This window comes from Serratia sp. J2, assembly GCF_046269175.1.
GTDB classification, from domain to species: Bacteria; Pseudomonadota; Gammaproteobacteria; order Enterobacterales; family Enterobacteriaceae; genus Chania; species Chania fonticola_C.
Genome location: NZ_JBKABN010000003.1, coordinates 226,336 through 250,990 on the forward strand (window position 1 = coordinate 226,336; position 24,655 = coordinate 250,990).

Consider the following 24,655-nt stretch of genomic DNA (forward strand, 5'->3'; position numbering starts at 1 on the left):
GGAGAGGGAGCCGTCTGGCGCTCGCAGGTGAGAGCAATGAGAGTTATCTACCGCCCATAATGGCGATGTAGTCCTGTGTCCAGCGGCTATAAGGGACGAACTTGCCGCCCTCGGCCTGTGGCGTTTTCCAGAAGGCAATCTTGTCGAACTGGTTGAAACCGTTGGTTTCACACCCTTTGTCGCCGAGCAAGGTGCTGGCCTTGCAGCCTGCTGGAACTGCTGGTAATGAACCAAACCAGGCAGCGACGTCACCCTGGACCTTCGGCTCCAGCGACCAGTTCATCCACTGGTAGGCGCAGCTTGGATGCTTAGCCTCGGCGTGCAACATGGTGGTATCTGCCCAGCCGGTAACCCCTTCTTTCGGGAATACGGTAGCGGTAGGCTGGCCTTCGCCTTTCAGGGCGTTGGCCTGGTATGGCCAGGCGCTGGAGGCCACCACGCCTTCGTTTTTGAAATCGCTCATCTGTACCGAGGTGTCATGCCAGTAACGGTGGATCAGCGCGTGCTGGTTGCGCAGCAGTTTCAGCGCCGCCTGATACTGCTCTTCGTTCAGTTGGTAAGGGTCGGTGATGCCAAGCTGGGGTTGAGTCGCTTTCAGGAACAGAGCCGCATCGGCGATATAGATTGGGCCGTCGTAAGCTTGCACCCGGCCCTGATTGGTCTTGCCGTCCGGCAGGTTTTGCTGCTGGAACACCACGGCCCAACTGTCTGGCGGCATCGGGAAGGTTTTGGTGTTATACATCAGCAGGTTTGGCCCCCACTGATACGGCGTACCGTAGGTTTTCCCCGCCACGTTGTACCAAGGACCGTTCAACAGGCGTGGGTCGATATTCTTCCAGTTAGGGATCAGCGCGGTATTGATTGGCTGCACGCGTTTGCCGAAGATCAGGCGCAACGACGCATCGCCAGAAGCGGTCACCAGATCGTAACCGCCTTTCGCCATCAGGCTGACCATTTCATCCGAGGTCGCGGCGGTTTTCACATTCACCGCACAGCCGGTCTGTTTCTCAAACTGGGTCACCCAGTCGTAGTTCTTGTCGGACTGACCACGTTCGATGTAACCGGGCCAGGCGATGATGTCCAACCGCCCTTCCCCTTTGCCCAACTGCTGCGGCGTATCAGCAGCCTGAGCCATACCGCAAAGGATCGTCATACAGAGCGCGGTGACTGTGGTGATTGCGTGTGTTTTTCCCATCGTAATTACCCCTGTGTTGCAGTAGATATGCGGCAAGGAACGGTTGCCGCCGATTTTTTATCGGCCGTGTGGCTAGAAGGAAGCCTTGAACTTCGCCATCACGTGCCGGACAACGCTGTAATCCTGTAATGAATCACTGGAGAGATCTTTGCCGTAGCCGGAGCGCTTTAAGCCACCGTGGGGCATTTCGCTCGCCAGCGTAAAGTGGGTATTGATCCAGGTGCTGCCATATTGCAAATGCGCCGCGATATGCAGCGCGCGGTCGATATTCTGTGTCCAGACCGAGGAGGCCAGACCGTATTCGGAGTCATTGGCCCAGGTCACCGCCTGCTCCAGGGTGTCGAAACGCGTCACGCTGACCACCGGGCCAAACACTTCACGCTGGACGATTTCATCGGTTTGCAGGCAGCCAGCCAATAGCGTGGGCTGGTAGTAAAAGCCGGGGCCAGAGTGCGCCGCCGCGCCAGTGATCAATTCGATATGTGGCTGGCTGAGGGCCCGTTCGACAAAGCTGGCTACCCGGTCACGCTGGCGGCTGCTAATTAGTGGGCCAATTTCATTATCTTCGTCGCGCTTGCGGGCAAAGCGCAGGCTAGAGACTGCCTCCCCCAAAGCTTCCACCAGCTTCGGATAGATTCCTGCCTGGGCGTAAATGCGGCAGGCCGCGGTGCAATCCTGCCCGGCATTGTAGTAACCGAAGGTGCGGATACTGCTGACGACCTCATCCAGATCGGCATCGTCACAGACGATCACCGGGGCTTTACCGCCCAGTTCCAGATGGGTACGCTTGACGCTTTTGACCGCCGCCTGCAGGATTTTTTGCCCGGTAACAATATCGCCGGTAACCGAAACCAAACGAACCTGCGGATGACCCACCAGATGACTACCCACCCCTTCGCCACCGCCATAAACAATGTTCAACACGCCTGGCGGCAGGATTTCCTGCAACGCAGGCACCAAGGCCAGGATGGTCAATGGGGTATGTTCGGAGGGCTTGAATACTACGGTGTTGCCTGCGGCCAGCGCCGGAGCAATCTTCCAGGCCGCCATCATCAGCGGATAGTTCCATGGCGCGATGGAGGCCACCACACCGATCGGGTCACGCCGGATCATTGAGGTATGGCCCTCAACATATTCACCGGCCAACTGGCCTTGCTGGGTGCGCACGGCCCCGGCGAAGAAGCGGAATACGTCAATGGCTGCGGGGAGATCGTCGTTCAGTGCCTGATGGAAAGGTTTACCGCAGTTCAGCGCTTCAAGGCGCGCCAGATGTTCTGCCTGCCGTTCAATGGCATCGGCAATACGCAGCAGGATTGTTGCTCGGAAAGCGGGAGTGGTCCGTGACCAGTGGGAAAATGCCCGCTGCGCGGCGGCAACTGCGTGACCCACCTGAGTTGGCGTTGCCTCGGCAATGGAAACCAGAGTTTCACCGTTGGCAGGATTAACAATGGTCTCCTGGTGGCCTTCACCCTCGACCGATTCGCCGTTAATGAATTGCCGACAGGACAAACCTGAAACCAACTGTAACTCTGCCATTGCGCCGCCTTATGTGACAAAAACGTTAACTAAATGTGATAAGTTAGTTTTAATCAGACTAAGCGAGCGCACTGCGGACAACAAATTCTAAATACTGAAGGCAGCGTTCGATTAAATCGAAGGCTTGAGGCCAGTCATGTTCGTTTTGCTGTTCTCCCGCGCAATGGTGAGGAATGGCGTCACCAATTCAGGCCGTGCGCTGCCACGCCGCCACGCCAGACCGATATCCAGCGGTTCCAGCAAATCCACCAGCTTGCGCGCTTCAATCATATTGCCTTCCAACGACCAGGCGCGGTAAGCCATATCCGGCAGGATGGCAATGCCCATGCCCGCCGCCACCAGGCTGCGCACCGCTTCGGTGGAGGCAGTTTTCATGGCGATCTCCGGCTTCAGGCCCGCTCTCCCCCAGATACGCCGGGCATGAACGTCCATTTCATCAACGTTGAGTTGGATCAGCGGCTGTTTGGCAACGTCTGCCAAACCGATGCTTTCGTGCTCCAGCAGCGGATGCAGCGGCGGCAGCCACAGGCGATACGGGGAGTGCATCAGCACTTCGGTCTGTAAGGCATCGCGGTCTTCAATGTTCGACAGGATCAGCACCCCGATATCAATCTCACCGCTCACCAGCAAATGCTCGATATAGGGCCGTTCGTCCTCAATCACCTGGATGGTCACGTTGGGATAGGCAGACTTGAAGCGCTTGAGCAGCTCAACCAGGAAATACCCCGCCACCAGGCTGGTGACGCCGATGGTCAATTTGCCACTCAGGCTTTCGGTGCCTAGTTGCAGGCTGCGCTTGGCATTATCCACCGTTGCCAAGATCAGGTACGACTGGCGCAGGAACTGGTGCCCCTGGTGGGTCAGGTTCATTCCCTTGGCGTGACGTTCAAACAACCGCACACCAATGTCGGTTTCCAACTGCTGGATCGCCAGCGTAAGCGAAGACTGTGACACAAACACCGCCTGCGCCGCCGCCGAGATCGACCCGGTTTCGGCCACGGCAATAAAATGGCGGATTTGGCGTAACGTCATCATGGTAACAACCTCAAACAAAACAGTTGGTTTGAGTGTAGATGCTCACCGGAAAGCCATCAGGAAATGTGTGAAAAACGCGATATCGTTCGCTTTTTTAGAACGCAAATAGGGAGGCAGTGCACAAAAACAACAAAGGCGCAGCTAAGCCGCGCCTTTGTTGTGAGCCTGTTGGCTTGTCAGCCGAATGATTAAATCGCTTCTTCGTCCTGCTCGCCGGTACGGATACGCACCACACGGGCCACGTCGAAGACAAAGATTTTACCGTCGCCGATTTTACCGGTCTGCGCCGTCTGCATGATGGTTTCCACACAGGTGTCCACGATATCGTCAGCCACTACGATCTCGATTTTAACCTTTGGCAGGAAGTCGACCATATACTCGGCACCACGGTACAGTTCGGTATGGCCCTTCTGGCGACCAAAGCCTTTCACTTCGGTCACCGTCATGCCGGTGATGCCTACTTCGGCCAGTGCTTCACGCACGTCATCCAGTTTGAAGGGCTTGATAATCGCGTCAATTTTTTTCATTTTTATTCCTTAATTACCAATTTTTACGGCCAAAGCCGGAGGTGATCGGGTAGCGGCGGTCTTTGCCAAAGTTACGAGCGGTAATGCGCGGCCCGACGGCGGCCTGACGGCGTTTATACTCGTTGATATCCACCAGGCGGATCACCTTGCGCACCACGGCTTCTTCAAAGCCCTCAGCAACCAGATCGGCAACCGATTTATCGCGCTCGACATAACCTTCCAGAATAGCATCCAGAATGTCATACGGTGGCAGGCTGTCCTGATCGAGCTGATCCGGCGCCAGTTCAGCAGACGGTGGACGATCGATCACCCGCTGAGGGATCACGTAGGAGACAGTATTACGGTATTCGGAAAGCTTGAACACCAGGGTTTTCGGCACATCTTTCAATACGTCGAAGCCACCGGCCATATCACCATACAGCGTGCAATACCCGACAGCCACCTCGCTTTTGTTACCCGTGGTTAACACGATGCTACCGCGTTTGTTAGACAACGCCATCAGCACCACGCCACGGCAGCGGGCCTGCAGGTTTTCTTCGGTGGTATCCCGTGCGCTATCAGCAAACATCGGGGCGAGCTGGCCCATAAAGGCGTCGAACATCGGTTCAATCGAGACGATGTCAAATTCGATACCGAGGATTTCGGCCTCTTCCTTGGCATCGGCGATGCTGATGTCTGCCGTATAGCGGAACGGCATCATCAAGGCTTGAACCTTGTCTTTGCCCAACGCATCCACGGCGATCGCCAGGGTCAGCGCCGAGTCGATCCCGCCAGACAAGCCCAGCACCGCACCTTTGAAACCGTTCTTGGTCACATAGTCTCGTACGGCCAGCACCAGCGCTTCATACACCTGCGCCAGCTGTGGCAACTCCGCCGCCGGAGCCGTCATCGGCACCACTTCCAGGCCTTTGAACTCAAGCAGAGTCACCTGCTCGGCGAAAGCCGCCAGGCGATGAGTCATATTGCCAGCGGCATCAAAGACTTTTGAACAGCCGTCGAAAATCAGTTCGTCCTGCCCGCCGATCTGATTCAGATAGACCAACGGCAGACCGGTACGCTGGCAGTGGCCCGCCATCAGGGTTTTGCGGATATACGGCTTTTCACGGTTATACGGGGAAGCGTTGATCGACAGCAGGATCTCTGCCCCCACCGCTTTCGCCGCATCGACCGGTTCCGGGAACCACAAATCTTCGCAGATCAGCAATCCCAGACGATAACCTTTCAGCTCCACCACGCAGTTTTTATCGCCCGCATGGAAATAGCGCTTCTCATCGAATACGCCGTAGTTAGGCAGCTGTTGCTTGAAGTAACGGGCCTGCAAGGCCCCCTCAGAGAACAGGGACAGCGCGTTATACAGCTTGCCGTCTTCACGCCACGGGTGGCCGACCAGGATCGCCACATCGGCGGAGGCCTGCTGCAAGCGGCTTAGCTGAGTATCACAGCGCTGGTAGAAATCATCACGGTACAGCAGGTCTTCCGGCGGGTAGCCGGACAGCGCCAGTTCGGTGAACATGACCAGATCGGCTCCCGCCTTCTGCTGCTCCTGCACGGTTTGCAACATGCGCTCGCTGTTGCCTTCAATATCGCCCACCAGCAAATTCAGCTGGGCCAACGCAATGGAAAGTGATCTGCTCATATCTCTATGGTCTGCCATGCCACAACAAAGAAAACGGAGTGTAAATCATTCCGGCTACTTTGTTGAGAACCTGCGCATGCAGGTTCAGAAAAGAAAACATCATTCTTTGAAATCGTTGGCATCCAGTTCATGGCGCGACAACAATTTATAGAACTCAGTACGGTTACGGCCCGCCATGCGCGCGGCCTGGGTGACGTTACCCTTGGTGATCTGCAACAGTTTACGTAAATAGTGTAATTCAAACTGGTTGCGCGCCTCGACAAAGGTCGGCAGCGCCGTGTTTTCCCCTTCTAGCGCCTGCTCGACCAGCGCTTCACTGATCACCGGCGCCGTGGTCAATGCCACGCACTGCTCGATCACGTTCACCAACTGGCGCACGTTGCCGGGCCAACTGGCGGTCATCAGGCGTTTCATGGCATCGGAGGAGAAACTGCGTACAAAAGGTTTGTGGCGCAGCGCCGAAGCACGTAACAGATGGTTGGCCAGCAGCGGGATATCTTCGGCCCGCTCGTTGAGCGCCGGTATTTTCAGGTTAACCACGTTCAGACGGTAATAGAGATCTTCACGGAACTCATTTTTTACCATCGCCTTAGGCAGATCGCGGTGGGTGGCGGAAATGATACGTACGTCAATATCCAGATCGCGGTTGCTGCCCAGTGGACGCACCTTGCGTTCCTGCAACACGCGTAGCAATTTTACCTGCAGCGAGAGCGGCATATCGCCAATCTCATCCAGGAACAGCGTGCCCCCTTCTGCCGCCTGGAACAAACCTTCACGGCTGCTGACGGCACCGGTGAACGCCCCCTTGGCATGACCAAACAGCTCCGACTCCAGCAGTTGCTCCGGCAACGCACCGCAGTTGATGGCGATAAAGGCTTTCTTGGCCCGTGGGCTAGCCGCATGGATGGCCTGTGCCAGCACCTCTTTGCCGGTGCCGCTCTGGCCATTGATCAGCACGCTGACGTCCGACTGGGCGACCATCTTGGCCTGTTCAAGCAACCGCAGCATAATCGGGCTACGGGTGACAAAATCCTCACGCCAGCTGTCATCACCGGCAGGGATCGACGACAGCGACAGCGCTTCATCGATCGCCTTATACAGCGCATCACGATCGACCGGCTTGGTCAGGAAGCTGAACACCCCCTGCTGGGTCGCCGCCACTGCGTCCGGGATGGAACCGTGGGCGGTCAGGATGATCACCGGCATCCCCGGCTGGTATTTCTGGATCTCGGCAAACAGCGCCATGCCGTCCATTTCATCCATCCGCAGATCGCTGATCACCAGGTCGATCTTTTCACGGGCCAGCAGACGCAAGGCCTCTTGTCCGCTTTCCGCCGTGGTAACGTGAAAACCTTCGCTGGTCAGGCGCATTCCCAACAGCTTAAGCAGGCTGGGATCGTCGTCAACCAACAAAAGATTGGCCGGTTTGCGAGCTGTCATTGCGCTGGGGACTCCTTGTTAGCCGCGGGCGGCGTGTAGGTCTCTTCCGGCTCTACCGGCAAGGCGGTACCGGTTTCAGTCACCGGGGCTGGCTCTGCGGGCTCGGCCACTTTGGCGGGTGCTGCGGGCTTGCCTGCAGCATCTGCTTTAGGCTGCGCCACGCTGCTTTCCGGGATTTCCCCCTGCAGTTGCTTGCGTGACGAAAGCTGGCGTTCGATATCGGTCAGGTTCTCCAGTTTGCGGGAGGTCTCCTGCAACTGGCTCTGCAGATGGATCTGGTTCTGGCGCAGCGAATCGATCTGGCTGTCCGAACTTTCCTGCAGGTGCTGGTAACGCGCCCGCTCGTCAAACAGGTTCACTTGCAACGCCTGCTGCTGACGCCACAGTTGCAGCAATGGACGCAGCGAGTTAGGGAATTCGAGGCGATAGCTGTTCAGACGATCGATGATCTGGCGGCGCTCGCTCGAGCTTGGCTCAGCGCTGCCCAGCAAAATGCTTTGCTTGAACACGTTCTGCCAATCGTTGCCCGGCAGGGTTTTCGCCAACGCTCTGGCCTGCGTGGAGCCAATACGATCGGCGCAGTCCATCGCCCTTAGCCAAAAGAGTGAGTTTTCCAAGGCTTCTTTTTCGTCAAGTTGCCATAGCGTATCGCAAGGCGCAATGCGGTAATCCACCACCTTGGTATCCGGGATCGCTTCCTGTTGCTGCTGGGCCGGGCCGCTACTGACGGCACGATCGACACAGCCGATCAGCAGAAACGGGGCAAAAAGGATCGTGCCCAAAAAAGAAAGCGAATGTTTGCCGAGCGGTGCGCGTAGAGAAACACGCGGTGAACCTTCGGTCTGCGATTGATAAGCGCGATTAGACCCTGTGTACATTATTTATTCATTCTCGGCGGTTAATGGCAATTCAATACGGAAGCAGACGTCGGCATCGGCGAGATCCACCAATGTCAATTCGCCACGCATACGGCGAATACAGTCCTGTGCAATGCTCAGCCCCAGTCCGCTTCCTTTAACGGCCCCTTTTCTCTGGTGACTCCCCTGGAAAAAAGGCTCAAAAATCATGGTGCGTTCCGCTTGCGGGATCGCGCTGCCGGTATTGGCAACGTCAATCTGTACCCGTTGGCCGACCTGGCGGCTGCGGATCCAAATGTTACCGGATTCCTTGCCGTAGTGCACCGCATTGGAGTAGAGATTATCCAGTACGCGCATTAATAGCGTAGGCTCTGCCCAGCAGATTTCCGCCTCAAGTTTGACTTCCGTACGGATCATCTTGGCACGAGCTGGCAAACTGTGGGCGGCGACCACCATATCCACCAGTTCTTCCAGCTCGACGTTTTCATGTTCCGACGGGCCATCTGCCAGTTTGCGGTTGTAATCCAGCAGTTGCTCAATCAGCAATTGTAGATGGCGGCTGCTCTGATCGAGGATCGCCACCACCTCTTTCTGATCGGAGGTGAGCGGGCCTGCCACACCATCAGCCAACAGCTCGGTGCCTTCACGCATGCTGGCCAGCGGCGTTTTCAACTCATGGGAGATATGGCGCAGGAACTCATGGCGCTGCGATTCCAGCCAGGCCAGGCGCTCGCTCAACCAGACAATACGCTGAGCCAAAGAACGCAGTTCACGTGGACCTTTAAAGGACGCCGTCATGCCGATGGGTCGCCCTTCCCCCAAACGGTTAATCATACGCTCAACGGCCTTGACGGGCCCGATAATCATGCGGGTAAACAGTACCACCAACAGCACGCTGACCAGGAACAGCAACAGCGCCTGCCAGCCAAAGTATTGGCCGCGCTCGGCGATCGCCTGTTGCAGTTGCTGCCCACGGGAAAAAATCACGGTGCGCGTGGCCTGGACCATTTCGGCGTTGGAATGTGAAAAAGACTCTAACAGTTGTGAAGCGTCCTTGTCCGGCCCGCTGCTCTGGCACTTGATGGTGGCAAGCTGAGTCAGCAGTTTACGTAGTGTCTGGTAGTAACGTTCGTCCGGCAGGATCGGGGCGTGGGCATCCAGCATTTGTGAATACTGTTTACGCTGGTTCTGGTACAGCCGCTCCAGGGTCGGATCGACCAGTACGCAATACTGGCGATAGCTGCGCTCCATTTCCAGCGCCACGCTGGTCATTGCCTCACTACGGCGGGCATCCACCAGCGTCGTACGGTTGATATCTGCCGCCTGCGCGCTGAGATGATCCAGGCTTTGGTAGGCCTGATAAGCCAATACCAGCAGCGGTAACAGCACCAGCAGGAACGCCATTACGACCAATTGGCGCAACGAGCGTGGAAATAGACGCCATCTTTTCAAAGAAATCATCTCATTATCTCTAGTCTGCCCAGATGCTAACCGACAATCCGGGGAGAGAAAAGCCCGGCAGCGGATTAATGGCGCTTAGATAAGCAAAAACGCGTTATCCCCAAAAGAGGAAACTGATGTGGTTTGAGAACGTATCGAGGGAAATAACGAAGGCAATGCGGTTTGGATATTGACGCTGGGGCATGATGCCCCATCGCAAGGAATATGTGGATGCCCTTACTCCTCGTCCCCAGGTGATGTAGCACTAGGCTGGCATCTGATCAGGACGAATAGCATCCAAAAAGTATCCGGGATTGATGAACGCTTCATCACAGTTGGATACTAGGCGGTGCCTCACTCCACGTGTCGTCCGATGCTTGATAAAGTCGCTTGCGCGTCTGTTATCGGTTTGGTTGGACGATAGGCACCATTTCTTAGGCATCATTCGGAGGCTTATGAGGCGCTGTTCCGTACTAGACGGGGCCAATCATAAAAAGGTGAATGAGCAACTGATAGTTATAATGCACCATCCGTGCCAACTTTATAAAAATATTTTCATCATATTGTTTATTAACAATAAATTATTTTAACGTCACGTCCAGCGCGCTACCTGGGTAGTCGAGTTTGAGTATTAATCCGACACACCGTCGCCAAAACACGACAACTAAATCCAATCGCTTTAACCCTGATTAAAATCAATGAGTTAAATGTCTCTTTTTAGAGACAGGCAATATGGCCTTTGTCTCAAAAAACCGACATATTAGCTAACCACTTAAAAAATAAAGAAATAAAAAAAGGCGCCAACGCGGCGCCTTAGTAAACTTTCACGCAAACCTCAGGTTAAATCACCCCAGTTGCTTGCGAGCGTTGCGGAACATGCGCATCCAAGGGCTGTCTTCACCCCACTCCTCTGGATGCCAGGAGTTGCTGACGGTGCGGAACACGCGTTCAGGATGCGGCATCATTACGGTGGCGCGGCCATTGCGGCTGGTCACTGCGGTAATCCCATTCGGTGAACCATTCGGGTTGGCAGGGTAAGCTTCGGTCACTTGACCATGATTGTCGACAAAGCGCAACGCAACCAGGCCGTGATGTTCCAACGCCGCCAGATGCGCCGCATCGCGCACTTCTACATGACCTTCACCATGAGAAACGGCAATCGGCATGCGCGAGCCTGTCATACCCTGCATAAACAGCGACGGGCTACTGGCCACTTCCACCAGACTGAAGCGCGCTTCGAAACGATCCGACAGGTTGCGCACAAAGCGCGGCCAATGCTCAGCCCCCGGGATCAGTTCACGCAGGTTAGACATCATCTGGCAACCGTTACAAACGCCCAGTGCCAAGGTCTGCGGGCGATGGAAGAAATCGGCAAACTCATCACGTACGCGCTCGTTGAACAGTATCGATTTCGCCCAGCCTTCCCCGGCACCCAACACGTCGCCATAAGAGAAGCCGCCACAGGCCACTAACGTGTGGAACTCTTGCAGATCGCGGCGGCCTGCCAGCAGATCGCTCATGTGAACGTCAACCGCATCAAAACCGGCACGGTGGAACGCCGCCGCCATCTCAACGTGGGAGTTAACCCCTTGCTCACGCAATACCGCAACCTTGGGGCGTGCGCCCTTGGCGATATAAGGTGCCGCGATGTCGTCATCGGTCGCGAAGGTCAGCTTGACGTTCAGGCCCGGATCGCGTTCATCCTGCTTGGCCTGGTGCTCCTGATCGGCACATTCCGGGTTATCACGCAGGCGCTGCATCTGCCAGGTGGTTTCAGCCCACCAGGTACGCAGGGTGTTGCGGCTTTCGCTGTACACCGGTTTGCCAGCGCTGGTGATAACGAAACGATCGCCACTCAGCGCCTGGCCAAGGTGATGCACGTTATCCGTCAGACCGTGTTGGGCAAATACTTGCTGTACGGCTGCCAGCTGCGCAGCAGGCACCTGGATCACCGCACCCAGTTCTTCGTTGAACAAGGCAGCCAAGGCGTCGGAACCCAGCGCCTGAATATCGACTTCCACGCCGCAATGCCCGGCAAACGCCATCTCGGCCAAGGTGACCAACAGGCCGCCATCGGAACGGTCGTGATAGGCCAACAGCGCACGATCCGCCACCAGCTGCTGCATCGCGTTGAAGAAACCGGCCAATTGCTCCACGTTGCGTACATCGGCTGGCTTGTCGCCCAGTTGGCGATAGACCTGCGCCAACGCCGTTGCCCCCAGGGCATTGTGACCATTGCCCAGGTCGATCAGTAACAGCGCACTTTCACCCTTGTCGGTACGCAGTTGCGGCGTCACGGTGTGGCGCACATCTTCGACGCGAGCAAATGCGGTGATCACCAGCGACAGTGGTGACGTCATTTCCCGCTGTTCATTGCCTTCCTGCCAGCGGGTTTTCATCGACATCGAGTCTTTGCCCACCGGAATGGTGATCCCCAGCGCTGGGCAAAGTTCTTCCCCCACCGCCTTCACCGCTTCATACAGACCGGCATCTTCGCCAGGGTGGCCCGCTGCGGCCATCCAGTTGGCGGAAAGTTTCACCCGCTTGAGCGAACCGATTTCCACCGCGGCCAGGTTGGTCAACGCTTCCCCTACCGCCAGGCGGCCAGAGGCGGCAAAATCCAGCAATGCGACGGGAGCACGCTCACCGATCGACATCGCTTCCCCGTAATAGCTGTCCAGGCTGGCCGTGGTTACTGCACAGTCGGCTACCGGGATCTGCCACGGGCCGACCATCTGGTCACGCGCAACCATGCCGGTGACGGTACGGTCGCCAATGGTGATCAGGAAGGTTTTCTCCGCGACGGCTGGCAAGTGCAGCACCCGCTTGACCGCATCGGCAATGGAGATACCAGCACGCTGCAACGCTTCGCCGCTCGCCTGTTGACGTTTCACGTCGCGGGTCATTTTTGGCGTTTTGCCCAGCAGCACATCCAACGGCATGTCGATCGGCTGATTGTCAAAGTGACGATCGTTGAGCGTCAGATGGCGTTCTTCCGTCGCTTCGCCAATCACCGCGAAAGGCGCGCGCTCACGGCGGCAGATTTCCTCGAAGGTCGCCATCTGCTCAGGCGCAACCGCCATCACATAACGCTCTTGGGATTCGTTACACCACACTTCCAGCGGGCTCATGCCCGGCTCGTCGTTGAGAATGTCACGCAGTTCGAACCGGCCACCGCGGCCACCGTCGCTAACCAGTTCCGGCATCGCGTTCGACAGGCCACCGGCACCCACATCGTGGATAAACAAGATCGGGTTGCTATCGCCCATCTGCCAGCAGCGGTCGATCACTTCCTGGCAGCGGCGTTCCATTTCCGGGTTATCACGCTGCACCGAAGCAAAATCCAGATCGGCATCAGACTGGCCAGAGGCCATCGACGAAGCCGCCCCGCCGCCCAAACCGATGTTCATCGCCGGGCCACCCAGCACCACCAGTTTGGCACCAACGGTGATCTCACCTTTTTGCACATGATCGGCGCGGATGTTGCCCAGGCCGCCTGCCAGCATGATCGGTTTGTGGTAGCCACGCAGCTCAACGCCGTTGTGGCTATTGACGCGCTCTTCATAAGTACGGAAGTAACCGACCAGCGCCGGACGACCAAACTCGTTATTGAATGCCGCGCCGCCCAATGGGCCTTCGGTCATGATATCCAGCGCGGTGACGATGCGATCCGGTTTGCCGAAATCCTGTTCCCAAGGCTGTTCGAAACCCGGAATACGCAGGTTGGAAACCGAGAACCCTACCAGGCCAGCTTTCGGCTTCGCGCCACGGCCGGTTGCGCCTTCGTCGCGGATTTCACCGCCAGAACCGGTCGCAGCTCCTGGCCAAGGCGAGATCGCCGTTGGATGGTTGTGGGTTTCCACCTTCATCAGGATGTGTGCTTCTTCCTGATGATAGTCATACAGACCGCTTTGCGGCGCGGCAAAGAAGCGCCCTACCTGGGAACCTTCCATCACCGCTGCGTTATCTTTATAGGCAGAAAGCACGTAGTCCGGCGTCTGCTCAAAGGTATTTTTGATCATCTTGAACAGCGACTTCGGTTGCTGTTCGCCGTCGATGACCCAGTCGGCGTTGAAAATCTTGTGGCGGCAATGTTCGGAGTTGGCCTGTGCGAACATGTACAGCTCAATATCCGTTGGGTTGCGCCCCAACTCGGTAAAGGCGGCCAGCAGGTAGTCGATCTCGTCCTGCGCCAGGGCCAGCCCCAGTTTGGTGTTGGCCTGTTCCAGCGCGCTGCGGCCTTGGGCCAGGATATCCACCGTCTGATACGGTGCGGGCTGATGATGAGAGAACAGTGTTTCCGCCTGTTGCAGCTCGCTGAATACCGTTTCCATCATGCGATCGTGCAGCAGGGTGGCAAGCTGTTGCCACTGGGCCTCGTTCAGGGTCGGCGCTGTGACATAAAATGCCAGGCCGCGTTCAAGACGAACCACCTGCGTCAGGCCACAGTTATGGGCGATATCGGTGGCTTTGGAAGACCACGGCGAAATGGTGCCCGGGCGTGGCGTCACCAACAGCAGTCGGCCTTGCGGAGCATGTTCAGCGAGAGAAGGGCCGTACTTGAGCAGCCGCTGCAGCTTGGCCTGCTCTTCGGCGCTTAACGGTGCGCTGACATCGGCAAAGTGAACGTACTCAGCATAGATATCAACGATCGGGAGTTGAGCATCCTGGCAGCGGGACAGTAGTTTGGTAATACGAAAAGCCGATAAAGCGGGCGAACCACGCAGTATTTCCATAATCAAAGTTCTCTCGTCTTCGAAGCAACTGGGTTCAGCACTTCATTGGGCGCAACAGGGGGAAAACGCGCGCCATTATAGATAATCCAAGCCGCCGACGAAACCGTTTGCGTAGCTATTATTGATAAAAGCTATTCCCGTTGCCGAATTCTCATAACCTATCAATAAAGTTGCGCGCTGGCGTAATGTTGCGCAAAATGCCCCGGCACTGGTGATTTAACCATGAAAAAATCCTGATTACGGTCAACATAAAGCGTGCATTTATTTGAGATAACTATTTGAAGCGCCTAAAAATAAATTACATTCTAATCGGTGTTGTGGCCCTGCTACTGGCGCTTGCCCTGTGGCCCAATATCGCCTGGCGTGGTGGACAGGGAGGCCAGCTCGAGGCGATCAAATCGCGGGGAGAATTGCGCGTCAGCACGTTAAACTCACCGTTAACCTATTTCACTACCCCGCAGGGGCCGAGTGGCTTTGACTATGAGCTGGCCAAAAGCTTTGCCAACTACCTGGGGGTCAAGCTGGTGGTGATCCCACACCAAAACATCAATGACCTGTTTGACGATCTCGATGATGACAATGCCGATATTCTCGCCGCCGGGCTGATCTACAACCGGGATCGCCTCAGCCGCGCCAGTACCGGCCCAGCGTACTATTCCGTTTCCCAGCAGTTGGTTTACCGGCTGGGAACCACGCGGCCAAAAACCTTTGCCGATATCAAAGGCAAGCTGGCGGTGGCCTCCGGTTCGGCCCACGTCAGCACGCTAAAGCAGCTCAAACAAAGCAAATACCCCGATCTCAGTTGGGAAGCATCAAGCGATATGACCTCGAAAGAGCTGCTGGAACAGGTGGCCGATGGCAAGCTGGATTACACCATCGGCGACTCCGTGACCATTGCCCTGCTGCAACGCATCCATCCACAGCTGGCCGTCGCTTTTGACATTACCGATGAAGAACCTGTGACCTGGTATCTGAAGCGTAGCAATGACGATAGCCTGTACGCCGCGCTGCTGGATTTTTATAGCCAAAGGGTAGAAGACGGCACGCTGGCCCGGTTGGAAGAGAAGTATCTGGGGCACGTGGGCAGTTTTGACTACGTTGATACCAAAACCTTCCTGTCGGCCATCGACTCGGTATTGCCCACTTTCCGTTCGCTGTTTGAAAAGTATGCCAGCGAAATTGACTGGAAGCTGCTGGCCGCCATCGCTTACCAGGAATCGCACTGGAATCCGCAGGCGACCTCCCCCACCGGTGTCCGTGGGCTGATGATGCTGACCAGAGCTACCGCCGACGGCCTGGGCGTCACCGACAGGCTCGATCCGGAGCAGAGTATTCAAGGCGGGGCGCTCTATCTGCAACGTCTGATGGAGAAGGTACCCGACACGGTGCCGGAAGATGAACGGATCTGGTTCGCATTGGCCGCCTATAACATGGGCTGGGGCCATATGCTGGACGCGCGTAAACTCACCAAAAGCCAACAAGGCAACCCCGACAGCTGGGTCGATGTGAAACAGCGCCTGCCGATGCTGAGCCAGAAGCGCTACTATCCGTCACTCACCTATGGCTATGCCCGTGGCCGCGAAGCCTATAACTACGTGGAAAACATCCGCCGTTATCAGGTCAGCCTGGTGGGCTATCTGTTGGAAAAAGAGAAGAAAGCGGTAGAAGCGATGAAACAGGCCGAACTGGCCAAGGGCTATCCGGCCGTGGAGGCCGAACTGGCGCTGGCCCTGTAGTTATTCCCGATAATTCGTTACTGCGGGTCTTTTGCGGCCCGCTGCGCCAGTTTCAGCGCTTTTTTCTGCTCGCGACGCATGCGGAAAAAGTTGCTGAGCGTGGCGGCGCACTCTTCTGCCAGCACGCCCGAGACGATTTCTACCTGATGATTCATGCCCGGATGGCGCAGAATATCCACCAGCGAACCCACCGCTCCGGTTTTTTCATCGGCCGCACCGTATACCAAACGACGGATGCGGCTATGCACCATAGCCCCGGCGCACATCACGCAAGGCTCCAGCGTGACATACAGCGTGGCATTCAGCAGGCGGTAATTCTGCAATACCGCCCCCCCCTGCCGCAGCGCCATGATTTCAGCATGAGCGGTGGGATCGTGGCGGCCGATCGGCCGGTTCCAACCTTCGCCAATCACCTGATTGTCCAGCACCAGCAGCGCCCCAACCGGCACCTCACCTTCTTCCTGCGCACGTTGAGCCAGGCTTAACGCCTGACGCATCCAATACTCATCACTATATTCATTCACCACATCAGTCCTCGTGCGCATCGCGGCGGGCATTATACACACTAGTCCCTTTTGCCGCAGCCACTCGGCCTTGTTGATGCAAATAAGCTTGAACCTGCCACGTTTGTCGATCGCTCAAAACGCCACCAACAAATCAATAACATCATATTTAATGATGATTAAATTTTGTTCACCTCTTAAAATTTCAGATAAACGTTATAAACTGGTGGAAAATCAAGCTGTAAAATTAAGCAAATTTTTTCTAACTAAATTGTGATAGATCATATTCTCTTATGCATTAGCACGATAAGGTTTACCTCACGCAAAAAGCCTTTATAAGGAGTAGGTTATGGCTGCCTCAACATTCTTTATCCCTTCCGTCAACATGATTGGTTCCGGCTGTCTGGAAGACGCGGCAAAAACCATGAAAGAGCATGGTCTGCATAACGCACTGATCGTGACCGACAAGGTTTTGAACGGCATTGGCGTCGTCGCTCAGGTGCAAGCCCTGTTAGCGGCACAGAACATTGAAAGCTGCGTCTATGACGGCACACATCCCAACCCGACCACGGAAAACGTAAAACAGGGCCTGGCACTGTTGCGCGAACATCGCTGCGACTGTGTCGTTTCTCTGGGTGGCGGTTCGCCGCATGACTGTGCGAAAGGGATTGCCCTGGTCGCCGCTAACGGCGGGGAAATCAAAGACTATGAAGGGGTTGATCGCTCAGCTAAGCCACAGCTGCCGGTCGTCGCGATCAACACCACTGCGGGTACCGCTTCCGAGATGACGCGTTTTTGTATCATCACCGACGAAGCGCGCCACATCAAAATGGCGATTGTCGACAAGCATGTCACCCCGATCCTGTCGGTAAACGATCCTCACCTGATGGCTGGCATGCCAAAAGGCCTCACCGCCGCCACGGGTATGGATGCTCTGACCCACGCTATCGAAGCTTACGTCTCCAGCGCCGCCAACCCAATCACCGATGCCTGCGCGCTGAAAGCCGCCACCATGATTGCCGAGTCTTTACGTGATGCGGTCAACGATGGGCAAAACATGCAGGCGCGCGAGAACATGGCCTATGCCCAGTTCCTGGCCGGTATGGCATTTAATAACGCCTCATTAGGTTATGTGCACGCTATGGCGCACCAGTTGGGTGGTTTCTACAACCTGCCACATGGCGTGTGTAACGCCGTGCTGTTGCCGCACGTGCAAGAGTTCAATACTCAGGTGGCCGCAGGGCGTCTGAAAGACATTGCCGCCGCTATGGGCGTAAATGTTGCAGGCCTTAGCGATGAGCAAGGGGCTGCCGCTTGTATCGCCGCCATTCGCCAACTGGCGAAAGACGTGGGAATTCCTGCTGGCTTACGCGATCTGCAAGTCAAAGAAGAAGACTTTGCTACGTTAGCCACTAACGCCCTGAACGATGCCTGCGGATTTACCAACCCAATTCAGGCAAGCCACGAACAGATCGTTGCAATCTTTAAAGCAGCCATGTAACCGCTGCCAGGCTCCCTCGTTTTACTGGGGGAGCTTTATTTAATCCAACTGCTGTAACTCACCTTCTTTACCCACCCGCCAGCGGTGTTCGCAAAAATAGAGCAAAGGGTTATCCTGCTTGCTGTCACTGTAGCCACTGAACAATTTCAATGGCGCTCCCAGACGCTGCTCCAGTTGCACCACCTTTTGTACTCCCAGACAGCGCATGGGCAATACCCAGCCCCCGTAACGACGCACAATGCTGCTCCCCACCAGTTGTACCCGTGGCAAGAACGCAGAGTCCCGATAAACCTGCTCCACCAGCCGTTCCGGCGAGCCGGTGATCAACCATACTTGAGCATCCTGGGCATCCAGGTACTGACGCAAACGCATCTGCACGACCGGAAAGGCGGTGACCTTACGGCGAAAATAGTCGACGAATTTCGCCTCCAGCGCTTTCAGCCTGGCCTCTGAACGGCCAAAAGTCATTGCCCACAATAGCAGGCTCATGGGCCAGCGCGTTGCCCGCCCACCGATCAACAAACCCAATCCGATAATGGGCAACAGCGGCACCACCAGCACCAGGTTCAACGGCAGATGCCGTAGCAAAAAGCGCAGGAAACTGCCAAACATGTCTTCCTGATGCAAGGTGCCATCCAGATCGAAAAATACCACGCGCTGGGCCTGTGCAACCGCTTTGTCAGTCAAGCGTTACTCCTCGGGATCGTTGACCCCATTATGCAGGTGAAAATACAACCGGCTATTATCGTAATCACTAGACCAACCAGATACAACCGACATTGGTCAACGCCAAAGGCGCGTTAACTCATCAAGTCATAGTGTTGCTGCTCGCAAAAATGATTGCTGCCCGTTTTGCCACCGGCGTGGCAGAATGCCAGTTGGCTCAAAGGAAAAAACCATGAGTACCCTTCTTCGCATTCGTCAGATTTACCCAACGCTGGCACAAAACGATCGCAAACTGGCGGACTTTCTGTTGGATAACGCCGAACAGGCCCTTCACCTCAGCTCACAAAAGCTGGCCCAGTTGGCCGGTGTCAGCCAATCGAGCGTGGTCAAGTTCGCCCAGAAACTGGGCTACAAAGGATTTCCGGCGCTGAAACTGGCATTGGGTGAGGTGTTGGCTCAACCGCAGGTCGCACCGGTGGTGACTGTCCATAATCACATTCTGAGCAGCGATCCACTCAAAACCGTCGGCGAGAAATTGCTGCTGGAAAAGCAGGCCGCATTACGAGCTACTCTGGATATCAACAGTGAACAGCGGCTGCTTACCGCCCTGGAGATGCTGCGTGCGGCGAGGCGGGTGATCTTGGTCGGCATCGGGGCTTCCGGGCTAGTGGCCAAAGACCTGTCGTTCAAGCTGCTAAAGATTGGCGTGATGGCGGTGGCAGAAGCGGATATGTACGTTCAACTGGCGACGATAAAGGCGCTGAGTAAGGATGACCTGCTGCTGGCGATCTCGTTTAGCGGCGAACGGCGTGAAATCAACCTGGCCGCCGAAGAAGCACGTATTGCCGGAGCCAAGGTGTTGGCTCTGACCAGTTTCTCGCCTAATGGCCTACAGCAACGGGCCGATCACTGCCTTTATACCATTGCGCAAGAGCCCAATATCCGCAGCGCGGCGATATCTTCCAGCACCGCGCAGTTCGCCCTGACCGACCTGCTGTTTATGGCGCTGCTCCAGCACGAGTTCGAGCTCGATCATGCCCGCGATTGCCTCCACCACAGCGAACAGTTAGTGAAAAAACGGGTGTAAGACGTATAATCTGCGCGCTCAGAAATCCCCCTGTAACTAATTAGAGCAGGTGAAGTTATATCCGGTACACAGCAGAAAACCAGCCCACAGGGCTCGTGCCACCAAGACAGGATCATAAAATCAACATTTCATTCCCAGCACGGCAATTGCTGCTTTTTCATCTAACCAACAACGGCTAAGATGCTGGGTAGCTAGAGTAAACACCAAAAACAGGATCCTAGAGTGGGCCAGCCATCCAAAATATTATCATTATTCGCCAGGTATACATCAATAGGGTTAATTAATACACTGATCCACTGGTTGGTATTCGCGGCTTTATACACGCTGGGAGCCAGTCAGTTACTGGCCAATTCAGCAGCATTTTGTGTCGCAGTAACCTTCTCATTTTTTGCCAACGCTCGCTGGACATTTCAAGCAAAGGCAACCTCTCTGCGCTATATACTGTTTGTGCTCTTTATGGGGGCAATGGCGGCAACTATAGGGTGGTCGGCTGATAAAATGCATACTCCTCCCCTGATCACGCTAGTCGCATTTTCCTTTATCAGCCTTATAGCAGGCTTTGTCTATTCTAATTTCATTGTTTTCAGGGTGAAAAAATGAAAATTTCATTAGTTGTTCCAGTCTTCAACGAAGAAGATGCAATACCTATATTCTATCGTACAGTAAAAGAAAAGCTGTCCGAATATGATATCGAAATTGTCTTCATTAATGATGGTAGCAAAGATGCGACCGAGCAGATTATTCAATCACTTGCAAATGCGGACCCAGCCGTAAAGGCCCTCAGCTTCATAAGAAATTTTGGCAAGGAACCCGCCCTCTTGGCTGGCTTGGAACATGCCATCGGCGATGCGGTCATCCCGATTGATGTTGACCTTCAGGATCCTATCGAAGTCATTCCTCAGTTGATCAATAAATGGCAGGAAGGCTGGCAGATCGTGCTAGCCAAACGGGCCGATAGGAGCACCGACAGTCCTTTCAAGCGTAAAACAGCCAGATGGTTCTATAAACTTCACAATAAAATAAGTTCTTCCAAAATTGAAGAGAACGTAGGCGATTTCCGACTGCTCTCCCGAGAAACAGTAGAAAATATCAAATTGTTGCAGGAGAGAAATTTGTTTATGAAGGGGATCCTCGGTTGGGTGGAAGGAGATACTGCGGTCGTGGAATACACCCGTACCGAGCGAATCGCAGGTCAGACAAAATTTAATGGCTGGAAGTTATGGAACCTGGCACTTGAAGGTTTTACCAGTTTTTCAACACTCCCGCTCAGGATCTGGTCATATATCGGCTTTTTTGTGGCAGCTTTATCCTTTTTCTATGGGGTATGGATGATCATTGATAAGCTGATTTGGGGAAATCCCGTTGCTGGGTATCCTTCGATTCTTGTTTCAATACTGTTTCTTGGTGGTGTGCAATTGATAGGGATCGGTGTACTCGGCGAGTATATTGGCAGGATCTATATCGAAACTAAAAAAAGACCACGCTATTTACTGAAAGGCAAAAAATGAAAAACCATAGCCATTTAAAACTCCTCAGCTATGCTATAGGACTACTCATACTGCCAGTTCTATTGGCAAACCTGTATTATGTCGATGATATGGGCAGAGCCACCATTGGTTATACCAACTGGGGGGCCGATGGGCGACCTATTGCCGATTTAGTAATGAAAATCATTAACTTCAGAAGCCATCTTGTTGATCTTTACCCATTGCCGTTAATATTTGGCAGTATCATTCTCGTCATCTGCCTCAATGCCTATGCAAAAGTCTATCTACCCAGTCACAAAATTTATGCGATTATTCCACTAACCTATCTGCTAGCTCCTTCCACGCCAGAGATATTGTTATATAGATTTGACAGTCTGACACTACTCATCAGCATTTCATTGCCATTGATAGCTTACAGCTATAGATATCAGCAAGAATATAAAAACTTTCTGCTTGGTGTTGCTGTCGTTGTGGGCACCTACAGCACTTATCAAGCTTCGGTTAACCTCTTCGTCATTCTTGCAGCGATAGAGTTAATTAAGTCTTACAGTGATAATGAGAGTAACAAACTTACGCTGCTGAGATTGGCATCCAGAACAGGCCAATTTGTCATCGCATCTTTGCTATACCTATTGGTAGTCGTTCCAAAATACTTTAGTGGCAACCATACAGAGGATCACCCAGGGCTTGCCAGCGAGAGTATAACAAAGCTGATTGTTGATAATTTCATTTCCTACTATACATTCATTAATAATAGTTTCATGAAAGGCAATGGAACTATAATGGTTGCCTTATTTTTAGTTTTGACGCTCATAGCCATCACATTGATTCTTCTTTCAAGAAAAAAGAAGGAGTGTAACATTCAGGAGATTTCGTTAAGAGCCATTATCTTAATTTCACCATTTGCCGTATTGATAATGAGCGTGGGCTCTCTATTGATTCTTGAAACCCCTATTAGTAACTTTCCACGAATTTACGTTGGTATCGGTGGCGTCGTCCTCTTCTTTAACATGGTTATCATGCTGGCACTCAAGGAAAAGACGAAACTCTTCCTTATTGTTCCCCTGGCGGCATTCCTTTATACCTTAATCATGGTTAGTGCCGTTACTAATGCAATAAAATCGCAAGAGTACTTTACCAGCATTTTAATTCAAGAAATTAAAGCAAGCGCTGCTAACCTGGTCTATAAACATATTGTAACCGTAGGCAGCTTTCCTCAATCAGAAGTCTTTGCCAACAGCGAAAAAAACTTCCCCATTATTTCCGCCATTAACAGATACTCCCCGGGTTGGTGGTGGACCAATAAACGCTTTGAATTTGAAGGCATAAAGCGAGAGTGGCTTCCAGCTACGTCGGCAGCCCAAGCCGATGCCATAAACTCTCGTTGTTCAACAGCCTTTAAAGCTGAAACCGACCATTTTATTCTTTATCAAATAAATAACATACTGGTAATGGATTTCACCAAAGGTTGCAACTAATTATTTCCGCCGCCTCTATCTAGAGGCGGCATTTTATAAACTATGCTAGACACTAGTGATTTTGGGGTTGGCCGTATTCTGTGTTACAGTGCGCGGCGTTGAAATTCCTTATCCATTAGTTCCATGGGGTAAATAACAAGGAAAGCAAAGAACACTTAACCAATTGATTTATTTAAGAAAAGGCAATCAGTTGATATGGCTCTATTAATCACCAAAAAATGTATCAATTGCGATATGTGCGAGCTGGAATGCCCGAACCAGGCGATTTCGATGGGGGATGAGATTTATCAGATCGATGCCAACCGCTGCACCGAATGCGTGGGGCATTACGAGACCCCAACCTGCCAGCAGGTGTGCCCGATCGATAACACCATCATTACCGATCCGCAGCACGTAGAGAACCAGGAACAGCTGTGGGACAAGTTTGTCGTGCTGCACCATGCCGATAGCCTGTGAGTTAAATGCCCTCTCCCAAAGGGAGAGGGGGCCGATCGAGCTATTTATCGTTACTGAGCTCACCTTTGCTCTTCCAACGAATGTGCCATAGACTTACTTCTGTAACAGACGGCGACACCTAACTAGCTCCTTCTCCCTGTGGGAGAAGGTTGGGATGAGGGGACTAGATTGACTCCGGCACCTGACAACCACTCAGGGCAAATCCTTCCTTATCCCTCGATGATCACCGTAGCACAGGCATAGCGGCGTTCATCCGCCAGAGAAACGTGGATCGACTTCACCCCCATCTCCTGCGCCAGCTCGGCAGCACGTTCATGCAGCCGGATATTGGGTTTCCCCAGGCCATCATTGAACACTTCGAACTGATTGAACGCCAGGCCGTTGCGGATGCCGGTGCCGAACGCCTTGGCGGCGGCCTCTTTGACCGCAAAACGTTTAGCCAGGAAGCGTACCGGCTGCTGATGCTGCTGATACACCTCCCATTCGGCCGGGCTTAACACCCGGCGAGCCAGGCGATCGCCGCTACGTTCCACCACCGCTTCGATACGCGCCATCTCCACGATGTCGGTTCCCAAGCCCAGTACCGCCATTAGCGACGCGCTTCCCGCATCAGCAGTTTCATGTCCGTCACCGCGGCCGGTAGACCGCTCATCACCGCCTGGCCAATAATGGCATGGCCGATATTCAGCTCATGCATCTCTGGCAGCGCGGCGATCGGTTGCACATTATGATAGGTCAAACCGTGGCCCGCATTCACCTTCAGGCCTTTGCTAGCCGCGTAGGTAGCCGCTTTGGCAATGCGCTTGAGCTCGGCTTGAATGGCCAGATCGCCCTGCGCTTCAGCATAGGCACCGGTATGGATCTCGATATAAGGTGCACCTACGGCCACCGCCGCGTCGATCTGACGGTGATCGGCATCGATAAACAACGAAACCAAAATGCCAGCCTGTGCCAGGCGTTCAACCGCCACGGCCATTTTGTCCTGCTGCCCGGCCACGTCCAGCCCACCTTCAGTGGTCACTTCCTGACGTTTCTCTGGCACCAGACAGCAAAATTGAGGTTTCAGCTCAATGGCGATATCGAGCATTTCATCGGTGACGGCCATTTCCAGGTTCATACGTGTCTGGATGGTTTGGCGCAGGATACGCACGTCGCGGTCGGTGATATGACGGCGATCTTCACGCAGGTGAACGGTGATGCCATCGGCCCCCGCCTGCTCGGCAATAAATGCCGCCTGCACCGGATCCGGGTAGTTGGTGCCGCGCGCGTTACGTAACGTGGCAATATGATCGATATTGACGCCCAGCAGTAAATCAGCCATGACAACCCTCTACTAATT

General features: G+C 54.3%; 20 protein-coding genes. 7 read left to right on the forward strand and 13 right to left on the reverse strand.

Annotation, left to right across the window (positions count from 1 at the left end; genetic code table 11):
- Positions 1 to 43: 43 nt before the first annotated feature.
- The 9 genes from ydcS to purL form a co-directional block, all read right to left on the reverse strand.
- Positions 44 to 1,195 (reverse strand): putative ABC transporter substrate-binding protein YdcS, encoded by a 1,152-nt coding sequence (ydcS, locus tag ACKWMY_RS04630; RefSeq protein ID WP_409485964.1) that lies wholly within the window; start codon positions 1,193 to 1,195, stop codon positions 44 to 46.
- A 72-nt stretch (positions 1,196 to 1,267) separates the two neighbouring features.
- On the reverse strand, positions 1,268 to 2,731 hold the full coding sequence (locus tag ACKWMY_RS04635; protein ID WP_065686622.1) for a gamma-aminobutyraldehyde dehydrogenase: 1,464 nt from the start codon (positions 2,729 to 2,731) through the stop codon (positions 1,268 to 1,270).
- Positions 2,732 to 2,842: 111 nt separating this feature from the next.
- Positions 2,843 to 3,766: a LysR substrate-binding domain-containing protein gene (locus tag ACKWMY_RS04640; protein ID WP_021178886.1), complete on the reverse strand. Its 924-nt coding sequence runs from the start codon at positions 3,764 to 3,766 to the stop codon at positions 2,843 to 2,845.
- Positions 3,767 to 3,954: 188 nt separating this feature from the next.
- Entirely contained in the window at positions 3,955 to 4,293 is a 339-nt protein-coding gene (glnB, locus tag ACKWMY_RS04645; RefSeq protein ID WP_004847623.1) for a nitrogen regulatory protein P-II, read from the reverse strand.
- Positions 4,294 to 4,306: 13 nt separating this feature from the next.
- Positions 4,307 to 5,929, reverse strand: a complete 1,623-nt coding sequence (locus tag ACKWMY_RS04650) for an NAD+ synthase (RefSeq protein ID WP_409485965.1) — start codon at positions 5,927 to 5,929, stop codon at positions 4,307 to 4,309.
- 99 nt (positions 5,930 to 6,028) lie between these two features.
- Entirely contained in the window at positions 6,029 to 7,369 is a 1,341-nt protein-coding gene (gene glrR / locus ACKWMY_RS04655) for a two-component system response regulator GlrR (protein ID WP_021178888.1), read from the reverse strand.
- A complete protein-coding gene (gene qseG / locus ACKWMY_RS04660) occupies positions 7,366 to 8,247 on the reverse strand; it encodes a two-component system QseEF-associated lipoprotein QseG (protein ID WP_074029481.1) in 882 nt (293 codons plus the stop codon). Before qseG ends, glrR begins: the two co-directional genes overlap by 4 nt.
- A 3-nt stretch (positions 8,248 to 8,250) precedes the next feature.
- On the reverse strand, positions 8,251 to 9,687 hold the full coding sequence (locus ACKWMY_RS04665; RefSeq protein ID WP_074029482.1) for a sensor histidine kinase: 1,437 nt from the start codon (positions 9,685 to 9,687) through the stop codon (positions 8,251 to 8,253).
- Between the two features lie 824 nt (positions 9,688 to 10,511).
- Positions 10,512 to 14,405, reverse strand: coding sequence for a phosphoribosylformylglycinamidine synthase (gene purL / locus ACKWMY_RS04670; protein WP_409486000.1), 3,894 nt, complete (start codon positions 14,403 to 14,405; stop codon positions 10,512 to 10,514).
- Positions 14,406 to 14,680: 275 nt separating this feature from the next.
- On the opposite strand from purL, the gene mltF reads away from it, so the two are divergent.
- Positions 14,681 to 16,138, forward strand: a complete 1,458-nt coding sequence (gene mltF / locus ACKWMY_RS04675; RefSeq protein WP_409485966.1) for a membrane-bound lytic murein transglycosylase MltF — start codon at positions 14,681 to 14,683, stop codon at positions 16,136 to 16,138.
- Between the two features lie 17 nt (positions 16,139 to 16,155).
- Here mltF and tadA read toward each other — a convergent pair whose 3' ends face one another.
- A complete protein-coding gene (gene tadA, locus ACKWMY_RS04680; RefSeq protein WP_074029608.1) occupies positions 16,156 to 16,662 on the reverse strand; it encodes a tRNA adenosine(34) deaminase TadA in 507 nt (168 codons plus the stop codon).
- Positions 16,663 to 16,990: 328 nt separating this feature from the next.
- On the opposite strand from tadA, the gene yiaY reads away from it, so the two are divergent.
- The gene (yiaY, locus tag ACKWMY_RS04685) at positions 16,991 to 18,142 is read left to right on the forward strand and encodes an L-threonine dehydrogenase (protein WP_024529370.1); all 1,152 of its coding nucleotides are present in this window, start codon (positions 16,991 to 16,993) and stop codon (positions 18,140 to 18,142) included.
- A gap of 39 nt (positions 18,143 to 18,181) precedes the next feature.
- Here the strand turns inward: yiaY and yfhb are convergent, their stop codons facing one another.
- Positions 18,182 to 18,829 (reverse strand): phosphatidylglycerophosphatase C, encoded by a 648-nt coding sequence (gene yfhb, locus ACKWMY_RS04690; protein WP_211134453.1) that lies wholly within the window; start codon positions 18,827 to 18,829, stop codon positions 18,182 to 18,184.
- 211 nt (positions 18,830 to 19,040) lie between these two features.
- On the opposite strand from yfhb, the gene ACKWMY_RS04695 reads away from it, so the two are divergent.
- From ACKWMY_RS04695 to ACKWMY_RS04715, 5 genes are all read left to right on the forward strand, one after another.
- Entirely contained in the window at positions 19,041 to 19,895 is an 855-nt protein-coding gene (locus ACKWMY_RS04695) for a MurR/RpiR family transcriptional regulator (RefSeq protein ID WP_409485967.1), read from the forward strand.
- A 240-nt stretch (positions 19,896 to 20,135) separates the two neighbouring features.
- Positions 20,136 to 20,495 carry a GtrA family protein gene (locus tag ACKWMY_RS04700; protein WP_211136579.1) on the forward strand — a complete coding sequence of 120 codons (360 nt, stop codon included), beginning with the start codon at positions 20,136 to 20,138 and terminating at the stop codon, positions 20,493 to 20,495.
- On the forward strand, positions 20,492 to 21,403 hold the full coding sequence (locus tag ACKWMY_RS04705; protein WP_211136576.1) for a glycosyltransferase family 2 protein: 912 nt from the start codon (positions 20,492 to 20,494) through the stop codon (positions 21,401 to 21,403). Before ACKWMY_RS04700 ends, ACKWMY_RS04705 begins: the two co-directional genes overlap by 4 nt.
- Positions 21,400 to 22,860, forward strand: coding sequence for a glucosyltransferase domain-containing protein (locus ACKWMY_RS04710; protein ID WP_409485968.1), 1,461 nt, complete (start codon positions 21,400 to 21,402; stop codon positions 22,858 to 22,860). The genes ACKWMY_RS04705 and ACKWMY_RS04710 overlap by 4 nt, the downstream gene beginning before the upstream one ends.
- Positions 22,861 to 23,055: 195 nt before the next feature.
- Positions 23,056 to 23,316 carry a YfhL family 4Fe-4S dicluster ferredoxin gene (locus ACKWMY_RS04715; protein WP_211135890.1) on the forward strand — a complete coding sequence of 87 codons (261 nt, stop codon included), beginning with the start codon at positions 23,056 to 23,058 and terminating at the stop codon, positions 23,314 to 23,316.
- A 209-nt stretch (positions 23,317 to 23,525) separates the two neighbouring features.
- Here ACKWMY_RS04715 and acpS read toward each other — a convergent pair whose 3' ends face one another.
- Complete coding sequence (gene acpS / locus ACKWMY_RS04720) at positions 23,526 to 23,906, reverse strand: holo-ACP synthase (protein ID WP_024486233.1); 381 nt, start codon at positions 23,904 to 23,906, stop codon at positions 23,526 to 23,528.
- A complete protein-coding gene (gene pdxJ, locus ACKWMY_RS04725; protein ID WP_024529373.1) occupies positions 23,906 to 24,637 on the reverse strand; it encodes a pyridoxine 5'-phosphate synthase in 732 nt (243 codons plus the stop codon). Before pdxJ ends, acpS begins: the two co-directional genes overlap by 1 nt.
- Between the last annotated feature and the right edge of the window lie 18 nt (positions 24,638 to 24,655).

Excerpts from the sequence above, each read along its gene's own strand:
- ydcS (WP_409485964.1), bottom strand. The coding sequence starts at position 1,195 with ATGGGAAAAACACACGCAATCACCACAGTCACCGCGCTCTGTATGACG.
- ACKWMY_RS04635 (WP_065686622.1), bottom strand. The coding sequence starts at position 2,731 with ATGGCAGAGTTACAGTTGGTTTCAGGTTTGTCCTGTCGGCAATTCATT.
- ACKWMY_RS04640 (WP_021178886.1), bottom strand. The coding sequence starts at position 3,766 with ATGATGACGTTACGCCAAATCCGCCATTTTATTGCCGTGGCCGAAACC.
- glnB (WP_004847623.1), bottom strand. The coding sequence starts at position 4,293 with ATGAAAAAAATTGACGCGATTATCAAGCCCTTCAAACTGGATGACGTG.
- ACKWMY_RS04650 (WP_409485965.1), bottom strand. The coding sequence starts at position 5,929 with ATGAGCAGATCACTTTCCATTGCGTTGGCCCAGCTGAATTTGCTGGTG.
- glrR (WP_021178888.1), bottom strand. The coding sequence starts at position 7,369 with ATGACAGCTCGCAAACCGGCCAATCTTTTGTTGGTTGACGACGATCCC.
- qseG (WP_074029481.1), bottom strand. The coding sequence starts at position 8,247 with ATGTACACAGGGTCTAATCGCGCTTATCAATCGCAGACCGAAGGTTCA.
- ACKWMY_RS04665 (WP_074029482.1), bottom strand. The coding sequence starts at position 9,687 with ATGATTTCTTTGAAAAGATGGCGTCTATTTCCACGCTCGTTGCGCCAA.
- yiaY (WP_024529370.1), top strand. The coding sequence starts at position 16,991 with ATGGCTGCCTCAACATTCTTTATCCCTTCCGTCAACATGATTGGTTCC.
- ACKWMY_RS04695 (WP_409485967.1), top strand. The coding sequence starts at position 19,041 with ATGAGTACCCTTCTTCGCATTCGTCAGATTTACCCAACGCTGGCACAA.
- ACKWMY_RS04705 (WP_211136576.1), top strand. The coding sequence starts at position 20,492 with ATGAAAATTTCATTAGTTGTTCCAGTCTTCAACGAAGAAGATGCAATA.
- ACKWMY_RS04710 (WP_409485968.1), top strand. The coding sequence starts at position 21,400 with ATGAAAAACCATAGCCATTTAAAACTCCTCAGCTATGCTATAGGACTA.
- ACKWMY_RS04715 (WP_211135890.1), top strand. The coding sequence starts at position 23,056 with ATGGCTCTATTAATCACCAAAAAATGTATCAATTGCGATATGTGCGAG.
- acpS (WP_024486233.1), bottom strand. The coding sequence starts at position 23,906 with ATGGCGGTACTGGGCTTGGGAACCGACATCGTGGAGATGGCGCGTATC.
- pdxJ (WP_024529373.1), bottom strand. The coding sequence starts at position 24,637 with ATGGCTGATTTACTGCTGGGCGTCAATATCGATCATATTGCCACGTTA.